At 60.5% G+C, this 24,883-nt stretch carries 25 protein-coding genes; 17 read left to right on the top strand and 8 right to left on the bottom strand.

Annotated elements, in window-relative coordinates; translation table 11 throughout:
* Positions 1 to 81: 81 nt before the first annotated feature.
* On the bottom strand, positions 82 to 1,254 hold the full coding sequence (locus A3C3_RS0105515) for a patatin-like phospholipase family protein (RefSeq protein ID WP_022713621.1): 1,173 nt from the start codon (positions 1,252 to 1,254) through the stop codon (positions 82 to 84).
* Between the two features lie 499 nt (positions 1,255 to 1,753).
* Between A3C3_RS0105515 and A3C3_RS0105505 the strand changes: the two genes are divergently transcribed.
* From A3C3_RS0105505 to A3C3_RS37690, 9 genes are all read left to right on the top strand, one after another.
* Entirely contained in the window at positions 1,754 to 4,747 is a 2,994-nt protein-coding gene (locus tag A3C3_RS0105505) for a molybdopterin-dependent oxidoreductase (protein WP_028739424.1), read from the top strand.
* The gene (locus A3C3_RS0105500) at positions 4,744 to 5,619 is read left to right on the top strand and encodes a 4Fe-4S dicluster domain-containing protein (protein ID WP_022713618.1); all 876 of its coding nucleotides are present in this window, start codon (positions 4,744 to 4,746) and stop codon (positions 5,617 to 5,619) included. The genes A3C3_RS0105505 and A3C3_RS0105500 overlap by 4 nt, the downstream gene beginning before the upstream one ends.
* A 22-nt stretch (positions 5,620 to 5,641) precedes the next feature.
* On the top strand, positions 5,642 to 6,265 hold the full coding sequence (locus A3C3_RS0105495; RefSeq protein WP_084796906.1) for a TetR/AcrR family transcriptional regulator: 624 nt from the start codon (positions 5,642 to 5,644) through the stop codon (positions 6,263 to 6,265).
* 191 nt (positions 6,266 to 6,456) lie between these two features.
* The gene (locus A3C3_RS37695; protein WP_022713616.1) at positions 6,457 to 8,385 is read left to right on the top strand and encodes an acyl-CoA synthetase; all 1,929 of its coding nucleotides are present in this window, start codon (positions 6,457 to 6,459) and stop codon (positions 8,383 to 8,385) included.
* 106 nt (positions 8,386 to 8,491) lie between these two features.
* Positions 8,492 to 8,926: a VOC family protein gene (locus tag A3C3_RS0105485; RefSeq protein WP_022713615.1), complete on the top strand. Its 435-nt coding sequence runs from the start codon at positions 8,492 to 8,494 to the stop codon at positions 8,924 to 8,926.
* Positions 8,923 to 9,600 carry a VOC family protein gene (locus tag A3C3_RS0105480; RefSeq protein WP_022713614.1) on the top strand — a complete coding sequence of 226 codons (678 nt, stop codon included), beginning with the start codon at positions 8,923 to 8,925 and terminating at the stop codon, positions 9,598 to 9,600. The genes A3C3_RS0105485 and A3C3_RS0105480 overlap by 4 nt, the downstream gene beginning before the upstream one ends.
* An 81-nt stretch (positions 9,601 to 9,681) precedes the next feature.
* Positions 9,682 to 10,638, top strand: coding sequence for a fumarylacetoacetate hydrolase family protein (locus A3C3_RS0105475; protein WP_022713613.1), 957 nt, complete (start codon positions 9,682 to 9,684; stop codon positions 10,636 to 10,638).
* Positions 10,639 to 10,846: 208 nt separating this feature from the next.
* Complete coding sequence (locus A3C3_RS0105470) at positions 10,847 to 11,911, top strand: OmpP1/FadL family transporter (protein WP_022713612.1); 1,065 nt, start codon at positions 10,847 to 10,849, stop codon at positions 11,909 to 11,911.
* Positions 11,912 to 11,997: 86 nt separating this feature from the next.
* The gene (locus A3C3_RS37690; protein WP_022713611.1) at positions 11,998 to 12,354 is read left to right on the top strand and encodes a hypothetical protein; all 357 of its coding nucleotides are present in this window, start codon (positions 11,998 to 12,000) and stop codon (positions 12,352 to 12,354) included.
* A 125-nt stretch (positions 12,355 to 12,479) separates the two neighbouring features.
* On the opposite strand, the gene A3C3_RS0105460 is transcribed toward A3C3_RS37690, so the two are convergent.
* Entirely contained in the window at positions 12,480 to 13,073 is a 594-nt protein-coding gene (locus tag A3C3_RS0105460) for a Pycsar system effector family protein (protein WP_022713610.1), read from the bottom strand.
* Between the two features lie 12 nt (positions 13,074 to 13,085).
* Positions 13,086 to 13,298 (bottom strand): hypothetical protein, encoded by a 213-nt coding sequence (locus tag A3C3_RS45010; protein WP_145611920.1) that lies wholly within the window; start codon positions 13,296 to 13,298, stop codon positions 13,086 to 13,088.
* A 347-nt stretch (positions 13,299 to 13,645) separates the two neighbouring features.
* On the opposite strand from A3C3_RS45010, the gene A3C3_RS0105455 reads away from it, so the two are divergent.
* Positions 13,646 to 14,311, top strand: a complete 666-nt coding sequence (locus A3C3_RS0105455; protein ID WP_022713608.1) for a TetR/AcrR family transcriptional regulator — start codon at positions 13,646 to 13,648, stop codon at positions 14,309 to 14,311.
* 117 nt (positions 14,312 to 14,428) lie between these two features.
* On the opposite strand, the gene A3C3_RS0105450 is transcribed toward A3C3_RS0105455, so the two are convergent.
* On the bottom strand, positions 14,429 to 15,037 hold the full coding sequence (locus tag A3C3_RS0105450) for a TetR/AcrR family transcriptional regulator (RefSeq protein WP_022713607.1): 609 nt from the start codon (positions 15,035 to 15,037) through the stop codon (positions 14,429 to 14,431).
* A 327-nt stretch (positions 15,038 to 15,364) separates the two neighbouring features.
* Here A3C3_RS0105450 and A3C3_RS0105445 point away from each other — a divergent pair, with 327 nt between their 5' ends.
* Positions 15,365 to 15,985 carry an FMN-dependent NADH-azoreductase gene (locus A3C3_RS0105445; RefSeq protein WP_022713606.1) on the top strand — a complete coding sequence of 207 codons (621 nt, stop codon included), beginning with the start codon at positions 15,365 to 15,367 and terminating at the stop codon, positions 15,983 to 15,985.
* 572 nt (positions 15,986 to 16,557) lie between these two features.
* Here A3C3_RS0105445 and A3C3_RS0105435 read toward each other — a convergent pair.
* Together A3C3_RS0105435 and A3C3_RS0105430 are read right to left on the bottom strand one after the other, a co-directional pair.
* On the bottom strand, positions 16,558 to 17,649 hold the full coding sequence (locus A3C3_RS0105435) for a quinone-dependent dihydroorotate dehydrogenase (RefSeq protein ID WP_022713604.1): 1,092 nt from the start codon (positions 17,647 to 17,649) through the stop codon (positions 16,558 to 16,560).
* The gene (locus A3C3_RS0105430) at positions 17,646 to 17,999 is read right to left on the bottom strand and encodes a DUF952 domain-containing protein (protein WP_022713603.1); all 354 of its coding nucleotides are present in this window, start codon (positions 17,997 to 17,999) and stop codon (positions 17,646 to 17,648) included. The genes A3C3_RS0105435 and A3C3_RS0105430 overlap by 4 nt, the downstream gene beginning before the upstream one ends.
* A gap of 119 nt (positions 18,000 to 18,118) precedes the next feature.
* On the opposite strand from A3C3_RS0105430, the gene A3C3_RS0105425 reads away from it, so the two are divergent.
* The 5 genes from A3C3_RS0105425 to A3C3_RS0105405 all read left to right on the top strand — a co-directional run bounded on the left by A3C3_RS0105425 (position 18,119) and on the right by A3C3_RS0105405 (position 21,249).
* Entirely contained in the window at positions 18,119 to 18,517 is a 399-nt protein-coding gene (locus tag A3C3_RS0105425; RefSeq protein ID WP_022713602.1) for a hypothetical protein, read from the top strand.
* A gap of 90 nt (positions 18,518 to 18,607) precedes the next feature.
* Complete coding sequence (locus A3C3_RS0105420; protein ID WP_022713601.1) at positions 18,608 to 19,255, top strand: response regulator; 648 nt, start codon at positions 18,608 to 18,610, stop codon at positions 19,253 to 19,255.
* A 103-nt stretch (positions 19,256 to 19,358) separates the two neighbouring features.
* Entirely contained in the window at positions 19,359 to 20,021 is a 663-nt protein-coding gene (locus tag A3C3_RS0105415) for a S24 family peptidase (RefSeq protein WP_022713600.1), read from the top strand.
* A gap of 11 nt (positions 20,022 to 20,032) precedes the next feature.
* Positions 20,033 to 20,773 (top strand): hypothetical protein, encoded by a 741-nt coding sequence (locus A3C3_RS0105410; RefSeq protein WP_022713599.1) that lies wholly within the window; start codon positions 20,033 to 20,035, stop codon positions 20,771 to 20,773.
* A gap of 62 nt (positions 20,774 to 20,835) precedes the next feature.
* Positions 20,836 to 21,249 carry a tellurite resistance TerB family protein gene (locus tag A3C3_RS0105405; RefSeq protein WP_022713598.1) on the top strand — a complete coding sequence of 138 codons (414 nt, stop codon included), beginning with the start codon at positions 20,836 to 20,838 and terminating at the stop codon, positions 21,247 to 21,249.
* Here A3C3_RS0105405 and A3C3_RS0105400 read toward each other — a convergent pair.
* Both A3C3_RS0105400 and A3C3_RS45005 read right to left on the bottom strand, forming a co-directional pair.
* The gene (locus A3C3_RS0105400; RefSeq protein WP_028739422.1) at positions 21,246 to 22,118 is read right to left on the bottom strand and encodes a transporter substrate-binding domain-containing protein; all 873 of its coding nucleotides are present in this window, start codon (positions 22,116 to 22,118) and stop codon (positions 21,246 to 21,248) included. The genes A3C3_RS0105405 and A3C3_RS0105400 overlap by 4 nt on opposite strands.
* Positions 22,119 to 22,324: 206 nt before the next feature.
* Entirely contained in the window at positions 22,325 to 22,462 is a 138-nt protein-coding gene (locus A3C3_RS45005) for a hypothetical protein (protein WP_156890771.1), read from the bottom strand.
* Between the two features lie 351 nt (positions 22,463 to 22,813).
* Between A3C3_RS45005 and A3C3_RS0105390 the strand changes: the two genes are divergently transcribed.
* The gene (locus A3C3_RS0105390; protein ID WP_028739421.1) at positions 22,814 to 24,811 is read left to right on the top strand and encodes a methyl-accepting chemotaxis protein; all 1,998 of its coding nucleotides are present in this window, start codon (positions 22,814 to 22,816) and stop codon (positions 24,809 to 24,811) included.
* The last annotated feature ends 72 nt before the right edge of the window (positions 24,812 to 24,883 follow it).

Raw genomic sequence — 24,883 nt, 5'->3', positions numbered from 1 at the left:
TTCCTTTGGGCTGGATCAAGCGGCTCGTTTGCGTTCAGGGGGCGCGACGGGGATCGTCAGTCGCTTTGCGGTGGCTGACCTCTATTCCTGCCCGTCGAAACCAAGGTCGTAGGTGCCAACCCCGTCCTGATTGTCCGGCCGCCGGAGCGCCTCTGGATGGCGCAATGTGCGCACAGCGTCGAAGTAACCAGCCCGCCAATGCTCTTCCATGGACAGCCGCGAGAATTCGTAATCCTTCGAGTGCGTTTCATGCTGCTTCGAGCTGTAGATCAGATGGACTAGCTTGTAGACCTTGTGGTCTGCAATTGAGCTCAGCATCCTCGCCTCCTCACCGCCGACGAGGTCTGCGGGAAGTTTTGCAAGAAGGTTCGCGAGCGTGTGTCGGGCGCGCTGGTATTGCTTAAACTGGTCGGTATGGGCGCGCGTACGGCTCGAATACTGGATTTCCTTTTGCCGCGCCGCGACGTCGGCCAGGTTGCGGGGAATCTCACCGCGCGCGCTCCAGAGGTCGACCTGGAAGGCAATCGTGTCCTGCCGCGGCCCTTGCTCGACCACCCACTGCAGCGGCGTGTTGGAAACGAGGCCGCCGTCCCAGTAGAACTCGCCCTCGATCTCAACGGCAGGGAAGCCGGGCGGAAGCGATCCGCTGGCCATCACGTGCTCGGGCCGGATCGTATGCGTCTCATTGTCGAAGTAGACGAGATTTCCTGTTCGAACGTTCACGGCGCCGACGCTGAAGCGCATACCGCCAGCATTGATGCGGTCGAAGTCGACAAGCCGCTCGAGAGTGCTCTTCAGATGCTTGGTTTCGTAGAAACTCGTGCCCCCGGTGGCGCCATCCGGGTACAGCCAGGGAACGGGCTGTCGCAGGCTGAAGAAGCCTGGGGCACCGGCGACGAGCGCGCAGGCGGCACTGAATTGATTGAAGAGCGCGCGCGGCAGATTGCCTCTGGGAGCGAGAGCGTCTGCGGCAGCAGTCCAGTCGAGAAGTGGATTGGCAGTGATCTCCCGCCAGAAGGTCCGCAGCTTTTCAACCCGTTCAGACGGCTCGTTTCCCGCGATGATCGCGGAGTTGATGGCTCCAATGGAGACGCCGGCAACCCAATCTGGATGAATGTCGGCTTCCGAAAGGGCTTCGTAGACGCCGGCCTGGTAGGCTCCGAGCGCACCGCCGCCTTGCAACACCAACGCAATGCATTCGAAAGGGAGACGCCGTTCTGCCGTTCGGAATTCCTTCTGGGGCTGAAAGTTCATCGAATGCTTTCCTCGAGCGTGACCACGTGGCGTTCGCCGCCTGCATGGGACCGGCTGGATTTCAATTTGAATAAATAAGTCAAAACGACTATATCGTCAATATGAGAATCACGCAATGGTGCAATGCAAAAATGGGCGCTGGCAAAAGTCGATTTGGCGCTTAGGCGGAGATAGGGCTGAGAAGCGGGGCGACCGCGGACGAGACATTGGCGGCGCTGAAGCCGTCGACGCCGTCGACGCTGGGGCTGTATTGACGCGGGCGTCTCTTTGGCCTGCTAACGCCGTCATTCCTCCAATCCGTTCGGTTTCCTCATTTTTCGAATTGACTATATCGTCATTATGATTTTATAGTCAATATTGAGGAATGGGTTTGGGAGGAGAACCAATCAATGAAGCTGCAAGCCTCGCGCGATGCCGCGATCAGACGGTTTTTCTACGGCCCCCCAATCGAACATTTCGGCTCGCGGACCGCCACGACATGCTAGCCTTAAAATCTAGAATGAACCGGCAGGTTCTGAGGACCATCCTTGTTGCCCTGCCCAAAGTGCTCAACCGCACAGCCTCCCGAGTCCCTGCGTTCCGGGAGCGGCTGAGACAGCGCGACATCGTCGCATGGATTGGCCTCCAGGATGGGAGCATCGGTCGCATCGTCGAGGTCCAGAGCGGCAAATTCCGGTCCCGTCCGGGCGCGGCGGCCCAGGCGCAAGTGAACATGACGTTCAAGGACGTCTCGACGGCCCTGAAACTGCTGCTTCCCAATCGTGATCAGGGCGAGATCATCCACGCGGCCAAGAACTTCAAGGTGGTGACCACCGGGCCGGACGAGCTCGTTGTTTGGTTCACGCAGACGCTCAACATGAGCGAGACCGCCGGCCTGTCCATGGGAACGCCGATGCCCGATGGCAGCCTCCGCTACACCACCTGCACCAACGGTGGTCCCCTGTTCGTTTACGTCAAGGATGGCCGCATCCTGCGGGTTACGCCCATCGAGTTCGACGTAACCGATCCATCCACCTGGGTGATCGAGGCTCGCGGCCGCAAGTTCAGTCCGCCCCGCCGGGCGCTGGTAGCGCCGCACGCCCTGACGATGAAATCCCTGGTCTATTCGGACAAGCGTATCCTCTACCCGATGAAGCGGATGGATTTCGATCCCAATGGCGAACGCAATCCCCAAAACCGCGGCAAATCCGGCTACGTGCGGATCAGCTGGGAGGAGGCGCTGGACATCGTCGCCACGGAGATCAATCGGCAGAAGCGCGTTCATGGGCCGGGTTCCATCACGTTCCCGATGTCGTCCCACCACCAGTGGGGCAATGTGGGCTATTACCTGAGCTCGCTGATACGGTTCGCCAACCTGATCGGCTTCACCCGGGTTGCCGCCAACCCGGACAGCTGGGAGGGCTGGTACTGGGGCGCGATGCACCATTTCGGCAACTCAATGCGGGTCGGCGTGCCTGCGGGCTATGGCGGGGTGGAGGATTGCCTCAAGGAAGCCGAGATGATCGTCTTCTGGTCCTGCGATCCCGAAAGCACCAATGGAGCCTATGCGGGGTTTGAGGGCACAACGCGTCGTCTATGGGCCAAGGAACTCGGAATCGAGTTCGTTCATATCGACCCGCATTGCAATCCGACAGCCCAGTTGCTGGGCGGACGCTGGTTTCCCGTCCGACCTCAGACCGACGCAGCCTTGGCCCATGCGATCATGTATGTCTGGATCACGGAAGGCCTTTATGACGAGGAGTACGTCGCCAATCGCACCACCGGCTTTGAGGAATGGAAGGCGTACCTGCTGGGCGAAACCGATGGCGTTTCCAAGAGCCCTGAATGGCAGGAGGCCGAGACCGGCATCCCTGCCAGGGATGTGCGCGCCCTCGCGCGCAAGTGGGGCCGCAAGAAGGTCTATCTTGCCGTCGGCATGACCGGCACCGGCTTCGGCGGTGCAAGCCGCGGGGCGACCGGTGCGCAATGGGCGCGTTGCATGATCATGATGATGGCGATGCAGGGCTGGGGCAAGCCGGGCGTCAATTTCGGCGGTCTCCAGATCGGGGTCCCCCACGACCTGCATTTCTATTTTCCGGGCTATGCCGACGGAGGGATCTCCGGTGACCTGGCCTGGACCGGCAATGCGGTGAACAACTATCAGCGCATGCCGCACATCCTGACGATGAATCCCGTCAAGCAGATGGTGCCGCGCCAGCAACTGCCCGACGCGATCATCAACGGCGAGGCCACCGGCTATCTCTGGGACGGCATGGCCCAGGAGGCCCAGTTCGCGCCCTTCACCTATCCCATGCCGGGCTACTCGCCGATTCACATGATCTACCGCTACGGCGGATCGTCCCTGAGCACCGTGACTCGATCGGGGCGCTGGGTAGACGCCTATCGGCACGAGAGCATCGAGTGCGTGGTGAACCAGTCCATCTGGATGGAGGGCGAGGCCCAGTTTGCCGATATCATTCTGCCGGCCTGCACTTCACTGGAGCGCTGGGACATCGGAGAATGGGCGAATTCCGGAGGCTACGCCCATCACGGCGTGAATGTCGTCAACCATCGCGTCATCACACTCCAGCATAAGTGCATCGAGCCCTTGGGCGAGTCGAAGTCTGACTACGAGATATTCACTGCCATCCTGACCCGGCTTGGCCTTGGCGCCGTCTTCACCGAGGGCTGCAGCGAACTCGACTGGGTCAAGCGGGTGTTCGATTCGTCGGATCTGCCCGGCGAAATTGCCTGGAAGAAATTCTGTCGCAAGGGCTACTACGTCGTGCCGCCCGAAAAGCCGGAGCTGCGCCAGCCCGTCGACATGCGCTGGTTCGCCGAGAGCAGGCGCAAGGATCTGCCGGAACCGCTTCCGATGCCATCCCAGTATGCCGAAGAGTTCGGCATGGGCCTGCAGACGCCGAGCGGCAAGCTGGAATTCGTGCCCGAGGTCCTCAAGCGGAACACGGCGGACAATCCGGACCGGCCACCGGTCAATCGCTACATTCACTCCTGGGAAGGGCTGCGCACCACCGAGCTGACGGAGCGCTATCCGCTGCAGATGATCGCCACGCACAGCCGCTACAGCTTCCACACCAGCATGGACGGCAAGAACAGCGCGGTCAATCAGGTGGAGGACCATCGTGCCCTGATTGCTGGCCATCGCTTCTGGTTGCTGCGTCTCAACCCGACCGATGCCGCCGCCCGGGGCATTGCCCATCGTGACCTGGTGAAAATCTTCAACGACCGCGGCGCCGTGATCTGCGCTGCCGACATTTCGCCCCTGGTCACTCCAGGCGTCGTCAAGTCCTATGAGGCCAGCGCCGAGTTCCAGCTTATCGAACTTGCCGGAGAGACCATCGAGATCGGCGGCTGCCTGAACATCCTTACCTCGGACCGATCGCAGACCCGCGGAACCAGCAGCATGGCTCCCAATTCCTGCCTTGTGCAAATCGAGAAGTGGCAGAACGCGGACGCCTTCAAGATGGCTGCGCGGCGTAGGAGGAAGTCTTGAGCAAGTGGAACCTGATCATCAACGTCGGCCGCTGCGAGAACTGCTATAATTGCGTGATCGCGGACCGGGACGAACATGTCGGCAACGACTTTCCCGGCTATTCGGCGCCGGCCGCTGCCGTGGGTGAGAGCACGATCCGCATCCTGCGCCGAGCGCAGGGCAGTGTGCCCATGGTGGAGACCACCTATTTGCCGGTGATGTGCAACCACTGCGATGACGCGCCTTGCATGCAATATGCGGGCGACGCCATTCGCAAACGCGACGACGGCATCGTTATTATTGATCCGGAGAAGGCTCGGGGCCGCAAGGACATTCTCGGCTCGTGCCCGTACCGGGCAATCGTCTGGAACGAGGAGCAGCAGGTGCCGCAGACCTGGATCTTCGACGTCCACCTGCTCGATCAGGGCTGGCAGCAGCCTCGCTGCCAGCAGAGTTGTCCGACGGAGGTCTTCGAGGCGGTGAAGCTCAGCGACACCGCCATGGAGCGGATGGCGGCCACCGAGGGGCTCAAGGTGCAAAAGCCCGAGCTCGGGACCAAGCCCCGCGTCTGGTACCGAGGTTTGGAACGGTGGGAGACATGCTTCATCGGCGGCAGCGTCAGCGTCGACATCGCCGGGGCGGTGGAATGTCTTGAAGGGGCGGAGGTCACCCTGTCTCAGAGAGGCAAGGTTCTCACGAAGACAGTCACCGACGGCTTCGGCGACTTTCGCTTCGACAATCTCGCCGGGGATGGCGGCACATATCGTGTCGAAGTGTCCCATGCCCATGGCAGCGTCTGGCGTGACTGCGTCCTGTCCGAGAGCGTCTATCTGGGCGAACTGAGGGTGGCCCGCCCCGGCGCCGCAGACGCGCGGAGGGACGCCGATGCTTGACAGCGATCATTGCCGCTCGGACATGACCCACCGGCGAACAAGCCGGCAGGAGAGCCAGGGAACGAACGTTGCCCGCATTCTCAGTGCGGCAGAGACTTTGTGCGCGATCTATGGATCCGGGAAAACGAACGTGCGCGACATCGCGAGCTACCTCAAAATGTCGCCAGCAAATGTCTACAGGTTCTTCCCGTCCAAACTGGCGTTGTACGACGAGCTTGTTGCGCAAGTGCTCGAAAACAATTTTCCCGTCATGCAACCGGGCTCCGGAAGATTTACCAGTGCAGAAACGCTCCGAGAGTTCATGCTGGGGCTGCATAGACGTGTTCTTGCTCTCATGCGGGATGAGGAAAAGATATTCGAGCTGCTCACGGTCGCCGATGACGAGCGCTGGCCCGCTTTCGAGGTACACGCAAAACGCGTAATCGACGTCGTCGCTGAACTTGTCGAAGAGGGTGTCCGTGCACGGGAATTTCGACAGCAGGACATCCTACGGGCCGCTGAATGCCTTTGCGGGTCAACTGCGGCACTCTGGGAGCCGAAAGCTATCAAGAACTTTCATTTCAGGCGCTCGCTCATTACGCCCGAAGACTTGATTTCCTTCAGTGTTGAGGCCCTGCGGAACGGGCCCTCTCAATGCTGGCGATGATTGCCGGCACCGGTCTCTCTGCACTGTTTCTGGTGTTGCAGGGCCATAAGACCTGGCGCTGGATCCGACGCGGCGGAGTTCGTGCTCCGGACACTTGAGATCGAGCCGGAGGAAGCTCGTCGCATCGCTAATTTGGAGTTGCTGCCGCTGTCCAAGAGAGCCGGCGCGGACCTATAGGGAGGAAGATCACTATGCTCGCAATAACCCCTGGCGGCGACGGTCGCCCCATTGTCGCATTGCCCGATGTCGAGGCATTCGAGCAAATCCCGCTGCCGGAGCGTAACCTCCCGGCAAGCACCTACGAGATGCTTGCGCGCGGCGCCGCTATCGCGCCGGATCAGCTTGCCCTGTCCTTCTTTCTGCGCTCTGACAACTTCCGTGATCCCTTCGTCTGGACGCATGGCGAGCTCCTCGCTGACATCACGAGGACGGCCAATGCCCTGCGGCGTCTGGGAATCGGCCGCGACGACGTCGTGGCCTTGGTGCTGCCCAATCTGCCCGAAGCGCATTTTGTGATCTGGGGCGGCGAGGCGGCGGGCATCGCCTTCGCGATCAATCCTCTGCTTGAAGCGGGACAGATCTCCGAGCTCCTCATAGCCGGGAAGGCAAAATGGCTCGTCACTCTGGCTCCCTTTCCGGGAACCGACATCTGGCAGAAGGCGATCAAGGCCGCGGCGAATGTGCCGGACTTGCAAGGAATTCTGACCGTCAGTTTCGAACCGTATCTCCACGGCACCGCCGAGGAAGCGACGAAGGTACGCTCGCAGGCTCTACGTGTCGACGGCCGTTCCATCCCCGTTCTCAGCCTGCGTCAGGAAATTTCCGCGGAACGCGGCGACGGGTTGACCTTCGAAATGCCCCGTCCCGGAGAGATCTCTTCATACTTCTGCACAGGCGGCACGACCGGACTGCCCAAGATCGCCGCGCGTGCCCATTTGTCGGAAGTATTCGACGCCTGGTCCACCCAAGCCTTCATCGGGAGTGTGTTCGCACCGGGCAAGACGATCTTCTGCGGCCTACCGCTCTTCCACGTCAACGGACAGCTGGTGACGGGCCTCATCCCGTGGTCGCAAGGCGGACATGTCGTCATGGGCACGCCGCATGGCTATCGCGGAGAGGGCGTTATTCCGTCCTTTTGGGAGATCGTCGAACACTATCGGGTCGTGGCCTTCTCGGGCGTTCCGACTGTATATTCGGAACTGCTGCAGGTGCCGGTCGGCGACCGCGACATTTCGAGCGTCGGCTACGGTTTTTGCGGCGCGGCTCCGATGCCCGTGGAACTGTTCCGCAATTTCGAAAAGACGATCGGAATCCGCATTCTGGAGGCCTACGGCCTGACGGAAGGCGCGTGTGTTTCCAGCGTCAATCCGCCGGAAGGCGAGCGACGCATCGGTTCGATCGGCCTGCGTCTTCCCTACCAGAAAATGGCAGTGGTCAGACTTGACGATTCTGGCTGCTTCACCGGATTCGCGGGGACGGAAGAGGTCGGCGTGCTCGCGATCCGCGGGCCGAATGTCTTTGCCGGTTACATCAATGCCCAACACAACAACGGGCTCTGGCTCGAGATTGGTGGCGAGCGCTGGCTGAATACCGGCGATCTCGCACGCCAGGACACGGACGGCTACTTCTGGCTGACGGGTCGCAAGAAGGAGCTCATTATCCGGGGCGGCCATAACATCGATCCCAAGCTGATCGAAAATGCAATGCAAGATCACCCGGCGGTGCAACTCGCCGCAGCGGTGGGACGGCCCGATGAGCGGGCCGGAGAACTGCCGGTCCTCTATGTTCAGTTGAAGCCGGCGACGACGGCATCGGAGGCGGACCTGCTTGCCCATGCCGTCGACCGTATTCCCGAGCGCGCTGCGCATCCCAAATCGGTCCGGATCCTGGCCGCGCTGCCCATCACACCCGTCGGCAAGATCTTCAAGCCAGCCCTGTCGATGCTGGAGATCGAGGATGTCGTGCGTCAGGAGGCGGTGACGTCCGGCGTGAAGCTCGAATCGCTTTCGGTCGTTCAAGACGTCCGGCTCGGGCTGCTGGCAAGAATTGCAACCGAGGGCGATCCAGGCCCTCTCCGCGAGAAACTGGGTCGCTACGCCTTTAAGGCGCAATTCCCCTGAAAATTCGCGAGAAGAAAAGGACATCAATCATGGCGATCAATCATGCCCGTTACGAGATCGGCGCGCCAGCATTCTCTTGGTCAAACCAGCAGTCAGGAGCCCAATCATGAATGCTCCAACTCGGATCCCCGTCACCAACCTTCAACACCACGTCTTCTACGTTACCGACCTGGAACGCTCAAAGGCTTTCTATATCAAGCTCTTCGACCTGCAGTTCTCCGCTCTCAACCATCCAGACAGCAGCGCCGCAATGCGTTTGTCGCAGCAGGAAATGCATTTCTTCTCGTTCGGCTTCTACCATCACGACATCTGCCTGGTGAAGCATCACAAGCTGAAGATGGACAACAATTCCATGCTGCACTTCACGCTGGCAGTGAAGGACGCAGAGGCAATCGACGACGTCAAACGGCGCGCACGAGAGATGGGCTTGCCGATCCGCGAGGGGCGCATGCTCGCCTCCGCGCGCCCGGCCTCGTCTGCCTTTTGCCTCCGGGACCCCGACAAGCACTGGATTGAGATTATTGAGGAGCCCAGCAGATGAGCAACACCGCTTTTGTTCCTCCGAACGTCCTACCCCCATTCAAGCTACGCTTCTCGGGCCTCCTGAAGCGGAAATGGTTTCGCGAAATGGTGCTGTTGTGGCCGACGCTGACGAAGCGGCGGTTCTCCAACAAGACTGAGGACTACGGCGTCTTCAAGCCTTCGCTCGTTTGTCATATCGGGCAGCTCTCCATCTACGTGCGCGACATCGCGCGAAGCCGGGCCTGGTACGAGCAAGTTGCCGGCATGATCCACAGCCGCACCTGTAAGCCGGAACCGCATCCGTTCAAGGAGGGCTGGCGTATTAGCTGCTGCTACATGAGTGCAACTGACCACGAGGAATGCCTCGTGCTCGTCGAGGAATACGATCCCTCAGGCATGGTTACCGTACCTTCGGGAATGAGCTTCTTCCATTTCGCGCTCGAGGTAAAAGGAAACCGACTGGAGGATGTCCTGGCCTTTGCCCAACAACAGCAGGCCGAAGGATTCCCCCTGAACTACGGTCCAGTCCGCCACAACAACGAAGCGCCTTTGGGTGATGGTGAGACCGGCGGCAACGTGGCCTGTTACCTCTACGATCCCGACTGGCACAATGTCGAATTCTGCGGTGCGATGGATACGATCGAGAATTATCGCGAGCGATACGGAGACCTTAACGGCAAGGACCGCGCTTGACCCCGCTGCGACCTTCAAATGGCGCTGCGAGCGGACATTCGAGCCGCTTTCGAAGCGACCCCTCCAAAGAAAGGAAATGAAATGGTAGTTAAAGTGACCCGATTTACGATCGGCGGAGAACCCTTGTGGGGAATTTTGGACGGAGAAGAGATCGCCCCGCTCGAGGGCACCTTCGTCTCCACCGCCGACATCCTGCGCCTTCCTCCGGCAGAGCTCAGGATGCTGGCAGGCGCTGAACGTTTCCCGATCAGCTCTGCAAACATTCTGAGCCCCGTCACAGCGCCGGCGCAGATCATCTGCCAGGGTCTGAACTATGCAGATCACGCGGATCAATCGGGGCATGCGCCACGACAGAAGAATCTGCTCTTCATGAAGGCCGCCTCCTCGCTGTCGGGAGCGTTCGATCCCGTTATCCGGCCGGCCGGATGTCAGATGCTCGACTACGAAGTGGAACTCGGGCTTGTCCTGAAGCGACCACTAGGTGCAGGCGACCACGTCACCCGCGAGACGCTCGGCGATTTCATCGGCGGACTCGTCCTGTGTAACGACCTGTCAGCCCGCGACGTCATGTTCGGCGAAGCCTTCTTGCAGTGGTTCCGCGGCAAAAGCGCCCGTACCTTCTGCCCCTGTGGTCCTTGGCTGGTCATTCCGGAAGCGGACGAGGTAGCGGATCTGCTCGACAGGATTGAGATCCGTCTCTGGCTGAACGACGAACTGCGGCAGTCGGCCCATACTCGGGACTTCGTCTTTCGCCCGGAAACCTGCCTCAACGACATTGTGTCTCTGATGGACCTGTCTGCGGGCGATCTCGTCCTGACCGGGACGCCGGGCGGCGTGATCCTGCAAGCGAATGCCGCCCTGGCCCAGATTCTGACGACCAAGCTCTTCAAGGATTCGGAGCGGAAGGATGCGATCGTCGAAGAAGCGACCGCCCACACACGCTACCTCGCGCCCGGCGACATTTTGCGCGCCGAAATGCGCACCGATGACCGCGCCGTCGATTTTGGCAGGCAGTTGCTCGAAGTCGTGGACGCGTGATCTCGGCGGGACCAGGACGCGCACCCAGTCGCCGACCACAGCCGATCGGCGAAGGTGTGAAGGGCTTGAGGGTCGCCTCCTGGTCTAGCCCCTTGATCTGGAGCGGTCGGCTGGTTGGAGGCAAGGCGCCGGAGCTGCAGGCAAAGTGAGAAATGCCCATTTGCTTGGGCTTTGGGAAGGCGAGACGTCTCGGAGGAGGGAGACCCGCATGAGAACTACTAATTTGTTGACCGGATTTTTCAGCTGTCTTTTCGTCACACCGGCGACGGGAGGAGGCTTCGATCTTCTGGGGCAGCCGAATGAAGCCCTTTTCGAGACGGGACGCTACGTCGAATTCGGGCTCGGCTTTGGCAGTCCGAACGTGGGAGGGCAGATCATTGCCGTCGGGCCTCCGTTTGCTTCGGGCGATACGGCGCCCACGGTTCCATTCTACAATGGCGCCTTCAAGGCCGATATCAACGAACAATTCTCAGGAGCGGTCATCGTAGACAATCCTTATGGGCGCAGACTCGACTACGATAGCGGGCCGCTGTCCGGCCTGTCTGGAAAGGTTGAGTCGATCGCGGTCACAGGCTTGCTGCGTTACAAGTTCACAGAACGTTTCAGTGTCTTCGGCGGACCCAGACTGCAACGTATGGGCGGCGACACCGATGTTGCAGTTTTCGTAGGCGGTGTGCCCGCCGGATTTGGCAACGTCACTTTTGACGACACCTGGGCGGCGGGCTACGTGGTCGGGGCGGCCTTTGAAATCCCGGAGAGCCATGTCCGGGTCGCAGTCACATACAATTCCGCGATCGACTACGATTTCGACACCTCAGGCGCCTATGAAGGGGCTACGGATGTCGAGACCCCGCAATCGGTCAACCTCCATCTCCAGGCTCCGATCAGCCTTAGCACCCTGCTCTTCGCGACGGTTCGCTGGGCCGATTGGAGCGAACACAAGATCAATCCGCCGGGCTATCCTTTGGGATCGCTCGTCCACTTCAACGACACGACGACCTACACGCTCGGCGTGGCACAGATGTTCAGCGAACAATGGTCGGGATTCACAACTCTGACATACGAGCCCTCAACTGACGTATCGGCTGACGGGCCGCTCGATGCGACTGACGGTTTGTGGGGCGCCACGCTTGGCGCGATCTACACGAAGGATCAGGTGAAAATAACCACCGCCATCAGCTACCGCCAGTTCGGGGATGCTTCGGGTTCGTTCGGAATTTTTACGGACAACGATCTGGTCAGCGCCGCCGTCAAAGTGGGGTATTCGTTTTAACCCTCGCTGCCGGAAACGCAGTTCGCGTTTCCTACCACGGCTTCTGCTTGGGAGGGAATTTCTGCAGAAACAAATTCGCCCGGAGAGTGTTCCAGCTGGGATGCATCGCGCTGGAAACACCCGATATCCTGTGCGCTAAGGATCACTATGCCGAAACTATCGGCATGAGCGAAACCGCGACCGGTCATGATGGCGAACGCTATCTGTCTATCGGCTATGAGCACCACAACATCCTTCTTCGGCACCGCCGAGCAAAAGGCGTTGGGCCATCTCGGCTTCCGCTCAGGCCCGGCACCGGTCTGGAGGAGCTTTTGGGCGAACTCTGCGCCATCGGCCTGAGCGCGCAGATCAAGTCCGACAGCCAGCCGGGGACTGCGGCTCTCGATGCGGCGATCCGTGCCGGCGCTTCCGACATCATGGCGCTCGACGCCGACCTGTTCTGATTGCAGTGCCCTCGGGGAGCAACACCATGCTTGGCATGATGATGAATTCACCATAGCTCGTGTCATCGATCCCGAGCCACGCGGGACCATCACCGCAGAGGCTCGTCCCCGCCTACCGCTCCTTGTCAGGCGATGGCGAGGCTTCGAATAAATTGCTCGCCTCCGAGGACGATGAAAGACACGACGGCCATCATAAGGCCCCGCCGAAAGCGCAATTGCTTGATGATCCTGACGCGAGATGTCTTGAGCAATTCGGCGCCCAGCACCGAGGTCCAGTCGGACCTCAGGGCCTGTTGGACTAGATCTTGGAGATCGGCAAAAGTGTCGGGATCGACATAGTAGACGCGCTGATGGGAAGCGCCGGAGGTTTTTGCGAGCAGTTCCTTTTCCGCGCGGGTCCGGCTCGGATAAAGCACGTGCCCGAACTGCAGGATCGGCAGAATGACGACACCCCAGACCACGGCGTAGAACAGGGGGCCGAGCGGTGCACGTGTCGGCAGGAGATCGCCGAAGTGCAGGACCAGATTGAGCGCCAGGATATAGCCGGCGCCAACGATCTGCGCTTTTGTGTCATAAGAGCGCGCCGTCACTTGCGCTTCCTGCAACGCGGCAAGCAGCATCTTGTCTACATAGTCGCGCTTGTTCTCGCCTGGCGCGGCGTAGATCGGGGCATCCGATCGAAGAAAGCGGTCAAGGAGAGACGTTGGGATCTCCGGCATGGCTCTGCTCCCTCAGTGCAGGAGTGCGAGTGCAGGCGCCGCGAGCCGACCAGGATCTGTCGCCGGCTCGCCCGTCTCCCGGAAGTGATTCACGGCGACATAGAAGGCCGGTAGGAAGACCAGGGTGAGCGTGGCCGCCACTGCAAGCCCGCCGACTTCGCAACGGACAGAGAGACAAAGGCTGGCAACACAGAGACAAAGGAACTGACCGGATGACGGGCGCATGAAGCCTCCGCTCGAAAGGATCGAGGTTGTAGGGGTTTGATCAATAGGAAGCCCGGCCTGTTGAGTAGGCTTCCATCTCAATATGACTGATAAGTCAACTCGACTATTTTGTCAATATGAACGCCGTGCATTTGTGCGATGCAAAAAAAAACATGGCCGAAGCTCTCACGGACCAACCTGCTACCTGCATGCGTAGTCTTCGAATGATGGTGGTCGCGGATGAAATGGGACGCAGTGCGTTTGCGTAGACGGCGCCCGGTTTGGCTCACAGCGGCGCATCGGCTCGTAACTGGACATTCTGGTCAATATGACCTATTTGCATGATCCAGTTTAAGGTTGTCTGTACCATGGCCAAAGTCAATCCGATCCGACGCGCCGAAATCGGGCGCGAAAAGCGCGCGAGAACTCGCGCGCAGCTTATTGCTGCTGCCAATTCGCTGTTTGCTAGGCAGGCGGTGGAATCTGTTACAGTGGATGACGTCGTCAAGGAGGCCGGCGTCGCCAAGGGAACCTTCTACGTTCATTTCGACAGCCTAGAGGCAGTGACCGCGGCGGTTGCCGAAGAACTGGTGCATTCCTTCGACGAACTGCTGCAGCCGGGCCGGGTCTCCCTCGCCGAGCCCGCTCTAAGGATTGCCTTCGGGTGTTGTTCATTTATCGACAAGGCTCTCAACGACCCTCGATGGGCCAGTGTCGTCGCAAGACTGGCGGCGGTAGCTCCGAAGGGTGGCGAGATGGCCCGCCGCCGCCTGTTCGAAGACCTGCAGCAGTTCTCGAAGGCATTGCCGGACGACGGAGTGTCTGCGGAGCTGAAGCTGGAGATTGTCGTGGGGATCATGCTCCAGATCCTGCGCGCGCTCGGCGAAGGCAGGCTGTCCTCGCTCGACCGTGACGCGGCCATCGGCGCGATGCTGCGCGCGATCGGCCTCAATGCTCAGGAGGCAAAGTCGGTGCTCGTGCGCTTGCCAGCCGCTCCTATGTTAGAAAGCTCCTCTCGAAGCTCGACGAAGTAACGAGTACACGGTGCGGACCAAACTCGCGTTTTCGGACTGTTTTGCGAGGCAAACCCGGTGGGCGGGTAGCATAGTCCGCGCTCCATCATGCTGACACGGACAGCTTCACCAGAATTCTCATAGACTCCGGCTCTTAAGTTGGGCACCCCCGATGGCCCGAAGTGCCGCCTCAAGAGCCTGGTTGGACAATTCAGGTGGGGCGACTCGCTCGAGAATGCCACGTGTCACCTGCAGCCAAATCCCCACGAAAATGTCGGCAGCCAGCTCCGGGTCCTGCACTGTCACGCGCCCTTGGGCAATCGCCTCGGCAATCTCGGCTTTGAGATTGTCGCGAACACTGCGGCCGAACTCGTTCGGGGTTTTCGACGTCTGGACTACCAGCCGCGCCCAGCCGGTATCTGAAATCGCTTTTTCCAGGGATTGCGTGAAGGCGAAGGACAGGCGCGCGATCGGGTCCCGCAGCTCGGTCCGGGCGGGCGTCAGCACGTCGTCGAAGCTCTGGCCGAGTTGCACGCTTACCGCAGCAACCAACTCCTCAATGTTCTGGAAGTGATAGTAGAAAGTCCCCTTGGCGACCCCTGCTGCCTCTGCAACGGCATCCACCGTGAAGGCCTTGAGGGACCCTTCCGCAAGCAACATCGCCCCGGCTTCGATGATTTGCGCGCGCGTCTTCGCCCGCCTTTCGCGCCCGATCTTCGCCCTGCGCTCCAGATTTATCTTCGCCATTCGTCAACCTGTTCCGCAACCACTCGGGTCGTTATGACTATATAGTCGTTTTGACTTTATAGCGCAATTGCGGGTTGGCCTTGACTCGCTCCACCCCTCCCGTAGGGGCGAACTTTTAATCGAGAAATCCAGCCGGCAGAGCCGTTCTGAAAATTAGCACTCTCACCCGTTGAGGCTATCGAAAGCGGGCGCGAGCCCATTTTAGGCGAATACCATATACCGTCTTGACTATATCGTCGAAATGACTTTTATTTCACTTCGAAATCGATCAAGGCTGCCCAGCTCATCCATTTTCATCCCTGCTAATCCCAAATGTGAGGTTCATCGATGCCATCCCTTCTGCATCTCGATTCCAGCATTCTCGGCGGAAACTCCGTCAGCCGCGCGCTTTCGGCGGCGGTGGTCGCACGGCTCAAGAGTCTCGATCCGACCATTGACTTGGTCTACCGAGACCTTGCAGCTCAGCCCATCCCGCACCTCTCGGGCAGCTACACGGCCGTGGTCAGGGGAGGCTTGAAAGCCGGCCACGATGCCGCACTTCAGGCCGACCTTGCGCTTGGCGAAGCCGTTCTGGAAGAGTTTCTAGCAGCCGACACAGTCGTTCTCGGCGTAGCCCAGTATAACTTGAGCGTGCCTAGCCAACTCAAAGCGTGGATCGATCGCATCGCGGTCCCCGGCAAGACCTTCCGGTACACCGAAAAGGGACCCGAAGGCTTGGTGGGCAACAAGCGCGTCATCATAGCGTTGGCGCGCGGCGGCTTCTACGGACCGGGCTCACCAGCCGAGAACTTCGAGCACACGCTGAGCTATCTGAAGAGCGTGCTGGCTTTCATCGGCATCGCCAATCCTGAGGTCATCGCTGCCGACGGGCTCAACGTAAGTTCCGAGCAGCGAAAGTCGTCCCTGACGAAGGCAGAGGCACAGGTTGCCACCCTAGAGATAGCATAAGTCCATATTGCCGTCGGGGTGGCGAATATAACCGGAAAATCCAAGCGTGCCTCCGTGAAGGCCGCGACTAGTTTGCCGAGCTCAAAGGAAGGATCCGAGCACCTCGCCCCAAGGCAGCCATCGCTGTCAATCGAAAGCTGATCCCTGTTGCTTTCGGCCGGGCTCAAGTTCATGTGGCCAGAATCGGCGGTCGCGCAGCTAACGTGCATCTATTTCGCCATCCGGATCCTTGCCGCCCCTCAGCTCTCGCGAACTACACGATCCCCGGTTTCGTGCTCGGGCGCTGGCAAGGCGGCACCCTGTTTTTTCCTGCAGGTAATCAACGGCCGGCGTGGCCCGGGGCACGACGGTGGGCGAGACGGCCGGTGCGCGCCGGCCCCTCCCTGTTTTCAGAAGCTTCAAAGCCGCCGATCGGCCAAGTCGCGCGGAAATCTTCTCGCAGCATCGGCTGGCGGGAGTCTTCGCGCTCTATCTTGACATTCTGATCCGCACCTTGCGGGCCATGGCTGTCGATGAACGCCTTCCAGCTCTTCCGCGGCTTCTTCCTGGTCCATGCTGGCAAAGCGGCGGGCCTATCCGACGCTTCGGGTCGCCCAGTGATCAGCGCGCGTGTCTCGCAGTTCGCGGATCGACGAGACCTGCTCAGGGTCGAGGAGCTTGGAAAGGCCGCGCACGATCTCGCCCGGAAGACCCGGACCCTCATAGACCATGCCGGAATAAAGCTGCACCAGATCGGCCCCTGCCCTGATCTTTTCCAGCGCCGTCTCCGCCGAGGAGACGCCGCCGACGCCGATGATCGGGAGCGCTGCGCCTACGCGCTTGCGCATTTTCGCGAGAACCGCGGTCGACTTGTCGAAAAGCGGCTTGCCGGAAAGACCGCCCGCTTCCTTCGCCTGCCGCTGATCCTTCAGACCGTCGCGGGCGAGCGTCGTGTTCGAGACGATCAGGCCGTCCAGCCCATGGGAGAGCGCTTCGGCGGCGATATCGTCCATGCCCTCCTCGGTGAGATCGGGCGCAATCTTGAGGAAGAGCGGGATTTTCCGGCCCGATCTCGCGGCCTCTTCATCGCGGGCGGCAAGCACGGCGGTCAGAAGAGCGGCCAGGCTCTCGCGTGCCTGCAGGTCACGCAGGCCCGGCGTATTCGGCGAGGAGATGTTGGCGGTGAAATAGCGCGCCACCGAATAGAAGCGGCGGATGCCGGCCACATAGTCGCCGATGCGGTCTTCGCTGTCCTTGTTGGCGCCGATGTTGACGCCGATAATGCCTTGGCCGCGGATCGCCGACAGGCGCCGGAAGGCCGCGTCATGGCCCTCGTTGTTGAAGCCGAGGCGGTTGATAACCCCTTCGTCGTCCACCAGGCGGAAGATGCGCGGCCGCGGATTGCCTGATTGCGGCTTGGGCGTCACCGTGCCGATCTCGGTGAAGCCGAAACCGAGCTTCAAGAGGGCCTCCGGCACTTCGGCATTCTTGTCGTAACCGGCTGCCATGCCGAGCGGATTTTCGAAGGTGAGGCCGGCGACCGTCTGCACCAGCCGCGGATCGGGAGAAATACGGCAGGCGGGAACCAGGCCGGATTTCAGCGCGGCGATTGACATGCCGTGCGCCGTTTCGGGATCGAAGAGGAAGAGCCCCTTGCGGGCCGTGTGCTTGAAGGCGCCAATCATGACAGGAGTTCCGGGAAGATATGCTGTCCGGCATCATCGAGCGGCAGCGGCCTTTCCCAGATAACTGCCGAAAGCGGCAGTTCGGCATAAAGATGCGGGAAAAGATCGCCGTCCCTGGAGGGTTCGAAGATCAGCTTGTCGCCGAGCTTGCCGCTATCAATGGCAACGAGCAGCAGACCCGGCTGGCCTGCGAAAAACAGCGCCACGGTCTGCCGCACCTGTTTTTCCGTCGAGAGATGAATGAAATTGTCCTTAAGGTCGATGCCTGCGCCGCGAAAAACGCCGCTTTGCCTGGCTTCTTGCCAGAGAGCCTCGGTCACGATCTTGTAAACGACGGGTCTCACGCTCATGATGGCCTCATGCAATGGCTGATGCTGTTGGTGAGCGCTTTGCCGGAAAGGAACGGCGATGTCCACGGCTCCCCCATGAAAAACAGGATAGCCGCAACAGAAATCCGGAGGATCATATCATGAAGACGATCGCAATCGGGATTGCCGCAATTCTTCTACCGCTGACAGCGCTCGCGGCCGAGCCGGACCCGGCGCGCTTCCAGCTCGAGCGCAGCGGCGACCATTTCGTCCGCCTCGACAAGCATACGGGCGCGATGGCGCTTTGCGAGGAAAAGGACGGTTCGCTGGTATGCCGCATGGCGGCGGACGAACGCGCAGCTTATGACGACGAACTCGACCGGCTTTCCGACCGCGTGACTGCGCTCGAAAACAAGAGCATCGTCAACAAGGCGCTGCCCACCGACGCCGAGATCGACCGCTCGATCAGCATCATGGAGCGAATGATGAAAAGCTTCATGGGCATGGTGAAGCAATTCCAGGAGGAAGAAAAGTCCGCGCCTCTTCCGCAGAAGACCTGATTTGATGTAGTAATATGAAGCGGAAGGCATGTGCGGCGCGAAGCCTCGCACATGAGGGAATGGAATCGAGCTCTTGGGAGGGAGTTTTCGATGCAGGAACAGACGATCATCATTGCGGACGACCATCCGCTTTTCCGGGATGCGCTGCGCCAGGCCGTGACCGGCATGGAGGGGCAGCACGCAATCGTGGAAGCCGGCGATTTCTCGGCCGCGCGTGCTGCCGCAACCGATCATCCGGACGCCGATATTATGCTGCTCGATCTTGCCATGCCGGGCGTCAGCGGCTTTTCTGGGCTGATGGCGCTGCGTGCCGAATTCGCCAGCCTGCCGATCGTCATCATTTCCGCAACCGACGACGCGACGACGATCCGCCGCGCGCTGGAACTCGGCGCTTCCGGCTTCATTTCCAAATCGTCCGGCATCGAAGATATCCGCAGCAGCATCCAGACGGTGCTTGCCGGCGATATTGCGACGCCGGAGAATTATCGCGACGGCCATGAACAGGATCCGGACGTGGCCGATCTCATTCACCGCCTGCATACGCTGACGCCGCAGCAAAGCCGCGTGCTCACCATGCTCGGCGAAGGTCTGCTCAACAAACAGATCGCCTACGAACTCGGCGTTTCCGAAGCAACGATCAAGGCGCATGTCTCAGCCATCCTCCTGAAGCTCAACGTCGACAGCCGCACGCAGGCCGTCATCCAGCTCGGCAAGATCAACATGGCGATGGTCGCCTGACTCCAAGACAGGATTTTATTCCTCTTTTTCCTTTACTATGAGAAAGCTTGGCGTTAGTCTTCCTGCCGATTGGAGAGCGGCACCGGGCGCAGGATCGGGCAAGATGCTGTCACACGAGCAGATTTGGGCAGCGATCGACAGGCTTGCCGAACGGCACGACCTGACGCCGTCTGGTCTTGCACGCCGGGCCGGTCTCGACCCTACCTCCTTCAACAAATCCAAGCGGCTATCTGCCGATGGCCGCCTGCGCTGGCCTTCGACGGAATCGATTGCCAAGGTACTCGATGCCACAGGCGCCACCATGGAGCAGTTCATGGGCTTCATGCGACCGGCAAACAGCTTGTTCGGACTGCCGGATGGCGCATTCCCGCAGGGAAGCTCCATTCCCCTGCTCGGCTTCGCACAGGCCGGTGCGGGTGGCTTTTTCGACGACGGCGGTTTCCCCGCAGGCCACGGATGGGATGTGGTGGAATTTCCAGCCGCCCCCTCCCAGAAGGCTGGTGTCTATGCGCTCGAAGTGCAGGGCGACAGCATGATGCCGCTTTATCGCGACGGCGACGTGCTGATCGTCGAGCCGGGCGCGCAGGTGCGCCGCAACGATCGCGTCGTCGTCAAGACGCGCGAGGGCGAGGTGATGGCAAAAGTCCTGCTGCGCCAGAGCCCGCGCTCCATCGAACTGATGTCACTCAATCCCGAACATCCGAACCGGACGATCGAGCTTTCCGATGTGGATTGGATCGCGCGCATTATCTGGGCCAGCCAATAGGAAAATCTTCCATGCGGCCTGCAGCACTTCTGACAGCTGTTGCGGGAATAACAATCGTCGCCGGGATGCTGGCGGCAGGCAGGGAGCGGTTTGCCGGGCCGGACACGGCGGCAACCGCGAGCGAAGAATCCGTCACAACTGCCGAATCCAAGGAGACTCCAAAGCCGCCGCTTGCCCTTCCCGATCCAAAGATCAGCATGAGCGCGCGGCCGGTTGACGAAGCGAGCCGATTTTATCCTGCGCAGGCCGATGGCAAGCCGCTGGAACGGGTTGCCACGGCCGAGCGGGAAAAGCCAAAGCCTGAGCCGCAGAAGGCCGCGACATTGCAGAGGCCGGTCGCCGAGAGTGCAGGCATTCTCGCCTTCGGAAACAGGAAGCTGCGCCTTGCCGGTATCGTTCCGACACAGGCCGACAAAGTCTGCAAAGAACCGGATGGGAACGAATGGCCTTGCGGCATGCTGGCGAAGACGAATTTCCGGCTCTTTCTGCGGCTGCGCTCGGTCACCTGCGATCTGGAGGACGCCAACTGGACCGGTGTCACGACCGCCTCCTGCAAGATCGGTGCGCAGGATATTTCCGAATGGCTCGTCGAAAACGGCTGGGCGGATGCGGCCGCCGGATCGGCACTGGCCGAAGCCGCTGCGAAAGCCAAAGCGGAGAAGAAAGGCGTCTATGGCGAGGATCCGCGCAAGGGCGCGCCGCTGACGCTACCGCCCGCACCGCCGCCGGACAATCCTCTCGATCCGATCTAGCGATCCCTTGTAATGGCGCACGGCAATTCCTAAACTCCAGCCGAAGCAGAGGGAATGACCGAATGAACAAGCCGCTTTCCGCCCATGACGCGCTGATTTACGTGATGGTGATGGCATCCGCTGTCGACAGCACGATGAACGACCGGGAAATGGAGCGCATCGGCCAGCTGATCGGCTTTCTGCCGGTTTTCAACGATTTCGACGACGACAAGCTGATTTCGATTGCCCGCGACTGCGCATCGCTGCTGGCCGGACCGGAAGGCCTTGATGTCGTTTTGGAAACGGTGAAGGACACGCTGCCTTCGCGGCTCTACGACACCGCCTATGCACTTGCCGTCGAAGTCGCCTCCGCCGACCTTTCGGTCAAGGCCGAGGAGCTTCGGTTGCTCAGCATGCTCCGCGACCGGCTGGAACTCGACAAGCTCACCTGCGCTGCCATCGAACGCAGTGCGATCGCCCGCTTCCGCAAGGGTTAATAGAGCCCGTAAGGGAAATAACGCAAATAGATTTCCTGCAGGCGGCCGTTTCTGGAAAGCGCTGAAAGCGCGTGGTCCAGCGCTGCGGTCAATACGCCGTCGTTCTGGCGAAGCATGATCGTCATTCCTTCCCCCAGAAACTGCTCCGACAGATAAGGGCCGTCGAAGAGCGCACAGCATTTTGCTGACGCCTGGGAGGAAACCCAGAAGGACAATTGCAGGGCATCGGCAAAGGCGGCATCCACCTTGCCATCCTTCAGAGCAGTAAGCATCGCTTCCTTGTTCTCGAAAGGAACGGCTTTTATTGCCGGAAAAAAGGCGGCTAGCATGGCCTCATGGACCGTCGCCTTGACGACGCCGACCGGACGTCCGGAGAGCGATGCGGCGGTATTCCCGTTGATCTCTGCCTTCACATTGCGCACAAAGCGGGCCGGCAGCATGAGGTAGGGACGGGTGAAGGTAAACTGCTTTCGCAAGTCCGCGGTTACGGCCAGTCCCGCAATGACGGCATCGCCCTGGGAGGCGGCAAGCGCTTCCTTGAGATCGGCGAAGGGCAGCGCCTGGATCTCGCATTTCGCAGCAACTTCCAATTCATCGCAGATCTCGCGGGCCAGATCGATATTGAAACCCGCCAGCTTGCCGTTCTGATCGGTAAAGTTGAAGGGCGGGAAGTCGACAGAGGTGAGAAAGCGGAGGCGGACGAGCGACGAAAGGTCCGGCTTGGCAAGTCTTTCGCGGGCATCAAAAAGCAGCGGCAGCGACGACGGCGTCTGCTGCGCAAAGCCAGGTGCGGCACATAATGCAGCTACTAATTGCAAGAGGGTTAAAAAAACCTTAAACCTTGTAGAGGCGAGGAAAGATTGTCTCATGTCCGGCTCGTGGGGTCGGGGCATCATCGCTCGGTGATCGTGTATCAGAGTCATGCGTTTCGGGGAATATGCGCCGGGCCGCACCGTCTCGACGATGGCAAACGGCGGGATCGAGGTGCGGCAGATGGGTATCCTCGGCTCTGACGGGCGGCAACGAATATCCGGGCGGATAAAGGCGCATGCCGAGATCGGCCTTCTCATTTCGCCTAGCCGATCCTGTCGGGACCGATCTCTTCAACGTTTTCTGAAGCCATACCCTCTTCATTCTGCTCGGGCGAAATGAAGATGGAAGCAGCAAACAGGCGACCCGGATGCGATGGATCGGGCGCCGGTCGGCTGCTCATGCTGCCCGCCGCCGCGTGGCGAACCATGCTCGCAGCCCCGGACGAACCCTTCTTCCGGGACGCCTCATACTCCGAGCAAGAATCCAGCATATGAACTCGCACGTAGCGTCCAAGAAATGCGCGCCTCGAATTCCTGGGGATCGGCTTTGAGCGTTAGGCCACCGTTAAGCAATATCGATTCTTATGCCGCAAACGACGACGGCTTTTTTCAGCCGGCTGCATGACGCGGACGTCGAGCCTCACCAGATCATTTCGAACATGCCGCAGCTCCATGCCGAGTTTCGAACCATTGATTTTCCAGAATACGGGCAAGCAGAAGGCCTAAGAAAGCGGATATTTTCCATGCGAACACTGCTGAAGAACCTGAAAATTCGAACCAAGATCATGTCCATCCTCATGCTTCTGGGGGTGATCGCCATGGGCGGTTTGATCTACGTCATCACCGAGTTCCGTCATGCGGATGCGACATACAGCGCCTTCATCGACCATGAAGCATTGGCAGCGATGCAAGGCGCGCGCGCCAGCGCGTCTGTCGTCGCCGCCGTGCTGCAGACCACGAGGCTGGCGAGCCTGAAGGCGGGCACGCCCGCTTTCCATACCGCGCTTTCCACACCGAGCAAGCTGCCGCAAGCGCGCGACCGTCTTAACGAGGCGGCCGCTCTGGTACCCAGCCGCAAGCCGGCGATAGACGATATTCTCAGCGGAATCGCCGAAATAGAAACGATTTCAAGCAAGGTTGCCGAAATGAGCAAGGCCGGCGACAGCGCCGGAGCCCAGATTGCGGCCGCTCAGCTGAACGCCAAGCTCACCGTACTGACACCGAAGATGACGGCGAATAACGATGCCTTGATGTCAATGCTCAACGATGGCGGAGATGCCGTTTCGGCAAGCCTCAATGAGCGCATTAATCTCTGCCTTGCCATACTCGCGGCGGCCGTTATCGGCGCTATCGCGCTCGGCATCGTCATCGCACAGGCCGGCATCACGTCGCCGATGGCGAAGCTTCGTGAACGAATGACACGCCTTGCCGAAGGCGAGACCGACAGCGATGTGCCTGGCCTCGAGCGCCGCGACGAGGTGGGCCAGATGGCCGAAGCGCTCGAAGTCTTCCGCAACAGCGCGATCGAGCGCATCCAGCTTGAAGCCCAAGCGGAAGTCGATCGCAACGTGACCGATGGTGAACGCCGCGAGCGCGAAGCTCAGAAGGCTCGCGAAGCGGCGGAATTGTCCGGCGCGGCAGAGGCGCTCGGCGACGGGCTGCGCCGTCTCGCATCGGGCGATCTTGCCTCGCATATCGATGTTCCGTTCGCAGAACATCTCGATGGATTGCGCCACGACTTCAACCATTCGGTCGAAAAGCTGAACGAGGCGATGCGCACCGTCGGCGCCAATGCGCGGGCGATCGGCGCGGGGGCGAATGAAATCCGTTCATCGGCCGACGAACTTTCGAAGCGCACGGAGCAGCAGGCCGCCTCCGTGGAGGAAACCGCTGCCGCGCTGGAACAGATCACAACGACTGTAAAGGACGCCGCGCGCCGCGCGCAGGAAGCAAGCGAACTCGTTGCCCGCACCCGCACGGGCGCCGAGAAGTCCGGCGAAGTCGTCCGCAATGCCGTCAAGGCGATGCAGCAGATCGAGCAGTCCTCGGCCGAGATCAGCAATATCATCGGCGTGATCGACGACATCGCCTTCCAGACGAACCTGCTCGCCCTGAATGCCGGCGTCGAGGCAGCTCGTGCGGGCGAAGCGGGCAAGGGCTTTGCGGTCGTCGCTCAGGAAGTGCGCGAACTGGCGCAGCGTTCGGCGAATGCGGCAAGGGAGATCAAGTCGCTGATCATCAATTCCGGCACACATGTCCAGACCGGCGTTGCCCTTGTCGGCGCAACGGGCAAGGCGCTCGACGCCATCGTTCACGAGGTGGAGGAGATCAACCAGCACGTCCACGCGATCGCGGAGGCTTCCCGTGAGCAATCGACAGGCCTGCAGGAAATCAATACTGCCGTGAACACCATGGACCAGGGCACGCAACAGAATGCCGCCATGGTCGAAGAGAGCACGGCAGCAAGCCACAGCCTGGCAACAGAGGCCGCCGCGCTGAACGAACTGCTCGGCCAGTTCAACCTGAGTGGAACGGATAGCTTCATCGCAGCGGCACGTCCGATGCCGCAAGCACCAGCACGGCCTGCGGTGACCCGTCCGGCCCCCCTATCAAAACCCGCAATCCGCGTGGCGACAATGAGCACGCTTCCCGCCGCTTCGCCTGCACGCGCACTTGGCCAGAAGCTTGCCGGCGCATTCGGCATGAACAGCGCTTCGCAAAACAAGGAAGCCGATTGGACAGAATTTTGAGAACGGGCGGCTAGAGCCGCCCGATCGTCTAGGTGCCCCACCTGTGGATCGAATGCCCGACCTGATAGTGAC

Source organism: Rhizobium mongolense USDA 1844 (genome assembly GCF_000419765.1).
In the GTDB taxonomy this organism is placed as follows: Bacteria; Pseudomonadota; Alphaproteobacteria; order Rhizobiales; family Rhizobiaceae; genus Rhizobium; species Rhizobium mongolense.
Note: the sequence above shows the minus strand (reverse complement) of the source record. Positions and strands in the feature narration are given on the sequence as shown.

Coding starts and splice junctions, on each gene's coding strand:
- A3C3_RS0105495 (WP_084796906.1), top strand. CDS start 5,642: ATGACCCACCGGCGAACAAGCCGGCAGGAGAGCCAGGGAACGAACGTT.
- A3C3_RS0105485 (WP_022713615.1), top strand. CDS start 8,492: ATGAATGCTCCAACTCGGATCCCCGTCACCAACCTTCAACACCACGTC.
- A3C3_RS45010 (WP_145611920.1), bottom strand. CDS start 13,298: ATGCGCCCGTCATCCGGTCAGTTCCTTTGTCTCTGTGTTGCCAGCCTT.
- A3C3_RS0105515 (WP_022713621.1), bottom strand. CDS start 1,254: ATGAACTTTCAGCCCCAGAAGGAATTCCGAACGGCAGAACGGCGTCTC.
- A3C3_RS37695 (WP_022713616.1), top strand. CDS start 6,457: ATGCTCGCAATAACCCCTGGCGGCGACGGTCGCCCCATTGTCGCATTG.
- A3C3_RS45005 (WP_156890771.1), bottom strand. CDS start 22,462: ATGAGCAGCCGACCGGCGCCCGATCCATCGCATCCGGGTCGCCTGTTT.
- A3C3_RS0105450 (WP_022713607.1), bottom strand. CDS start 15,037: ATGGCGAAGATAAATCTGGAGCGCAGGGCGAAGATCGGGCGCGAAAGG.
- A3C3_RS0105400 (WP_028739422.1), bottom strand. CDS start 22,118: ATGAGACAATCTTTCCTCGCCTCTACAAGGTTTAAGGTTTTTTTAACC.
- A3C3_RS0105480 (WP_022713614.1), top strand. CDS start 8,923: ATGAGCAACACCGCTTTTGTTCCTCCGAACGTCCTACCCCCATTCAAG.
- A3C3_RS0105420 (WP_022713601.1), top strand. CDS start 18,608: ATGCAGGAACAGACGATCATCATTGCGGACGACCATCCGCTTTTCCGG.
- A3C3_RS0105470 (WP_022713612.1), top strand. CDS start 10,847: ATGAGAACTACTAATTTGTTGACCGGATTTTTCAGCTGTCTTTTCGTC.
- A3C3_RS0105410 (WP_022713599.1), top strand. CDS start 20,033: ATGCGGCCTGCAGCACTTCTGACAGCTGTTGCGGGAATAACAATCGTC.
- A3C3_RS0105455 (WP_022713608.1), top strand. CDS start 13,646: ATGGCCAAAGTCAATCCGATCCGACGCGCCGAAATCGGGCGCGAAAAG.
- A3C3_RS0105435 (WP_022713604.1), bottom strand. CDS start 17,649: ATGATTGGCGCCTTCAAGCACACGGCCCGCAAGGGGCTCTTCCTCTTC.
- A3C3_RS0105415 (WP_022713600.1), top strand. CDS start 19,359: ATGCTGTCACACGAGCAGATTTGGGCAGCGATCGACAGGCTTGCCGAA.
- A3C3_RS0105445 (WP_022713606.1), top strand. CDS start 15,365: ATGCCATCCCTTCTGCATCTCGATTCCAGCATTCTCGGCGGAAACTCC.
- A3C3_RS0105460 (WP_022713610.1), bottom strand. CDS start 13,073: ATGCCGGAGATCCCAACGTCTCTCCTTGACCGCTTTCTTCGATCGGAT.
- A3C3_RS0105430 (WP_022713603.1), bottom strand. CDS start 17,999: ATGAGCGTGAGACCCGTCGTTTACAAGATCGTGACCGAGGCTCTCTGG.
- A3C3_RS0105475 (WP_022713613.1), top strand. CDS start 9,682: ATGGTAGTTAAAGTGACCCGATTTACGATCGGCGGAGAACCCTTGTGG.
- A3C3_RS0105425 (WP_022713602.1), top strand. CDS start 18,119: ATGAAGACGATCGCAATCGGGATTGCCGCAATTCTTCTACCGCTGACA.
- A3C3_RS0105405 (WP_022713598.1), top strand. CDS start 20,836: ATGAACAAGCCGCTTTCCGCCCATGACGCGCTGATTTACGTGATGGTG.
- A3C3_RS0105505 (WP_028739424.1), top strand. CDS start 1,754: ATGAACCGGCAGGTTCTGAGGACCATCCTTGTTGCCCTGCCCAAAGTG.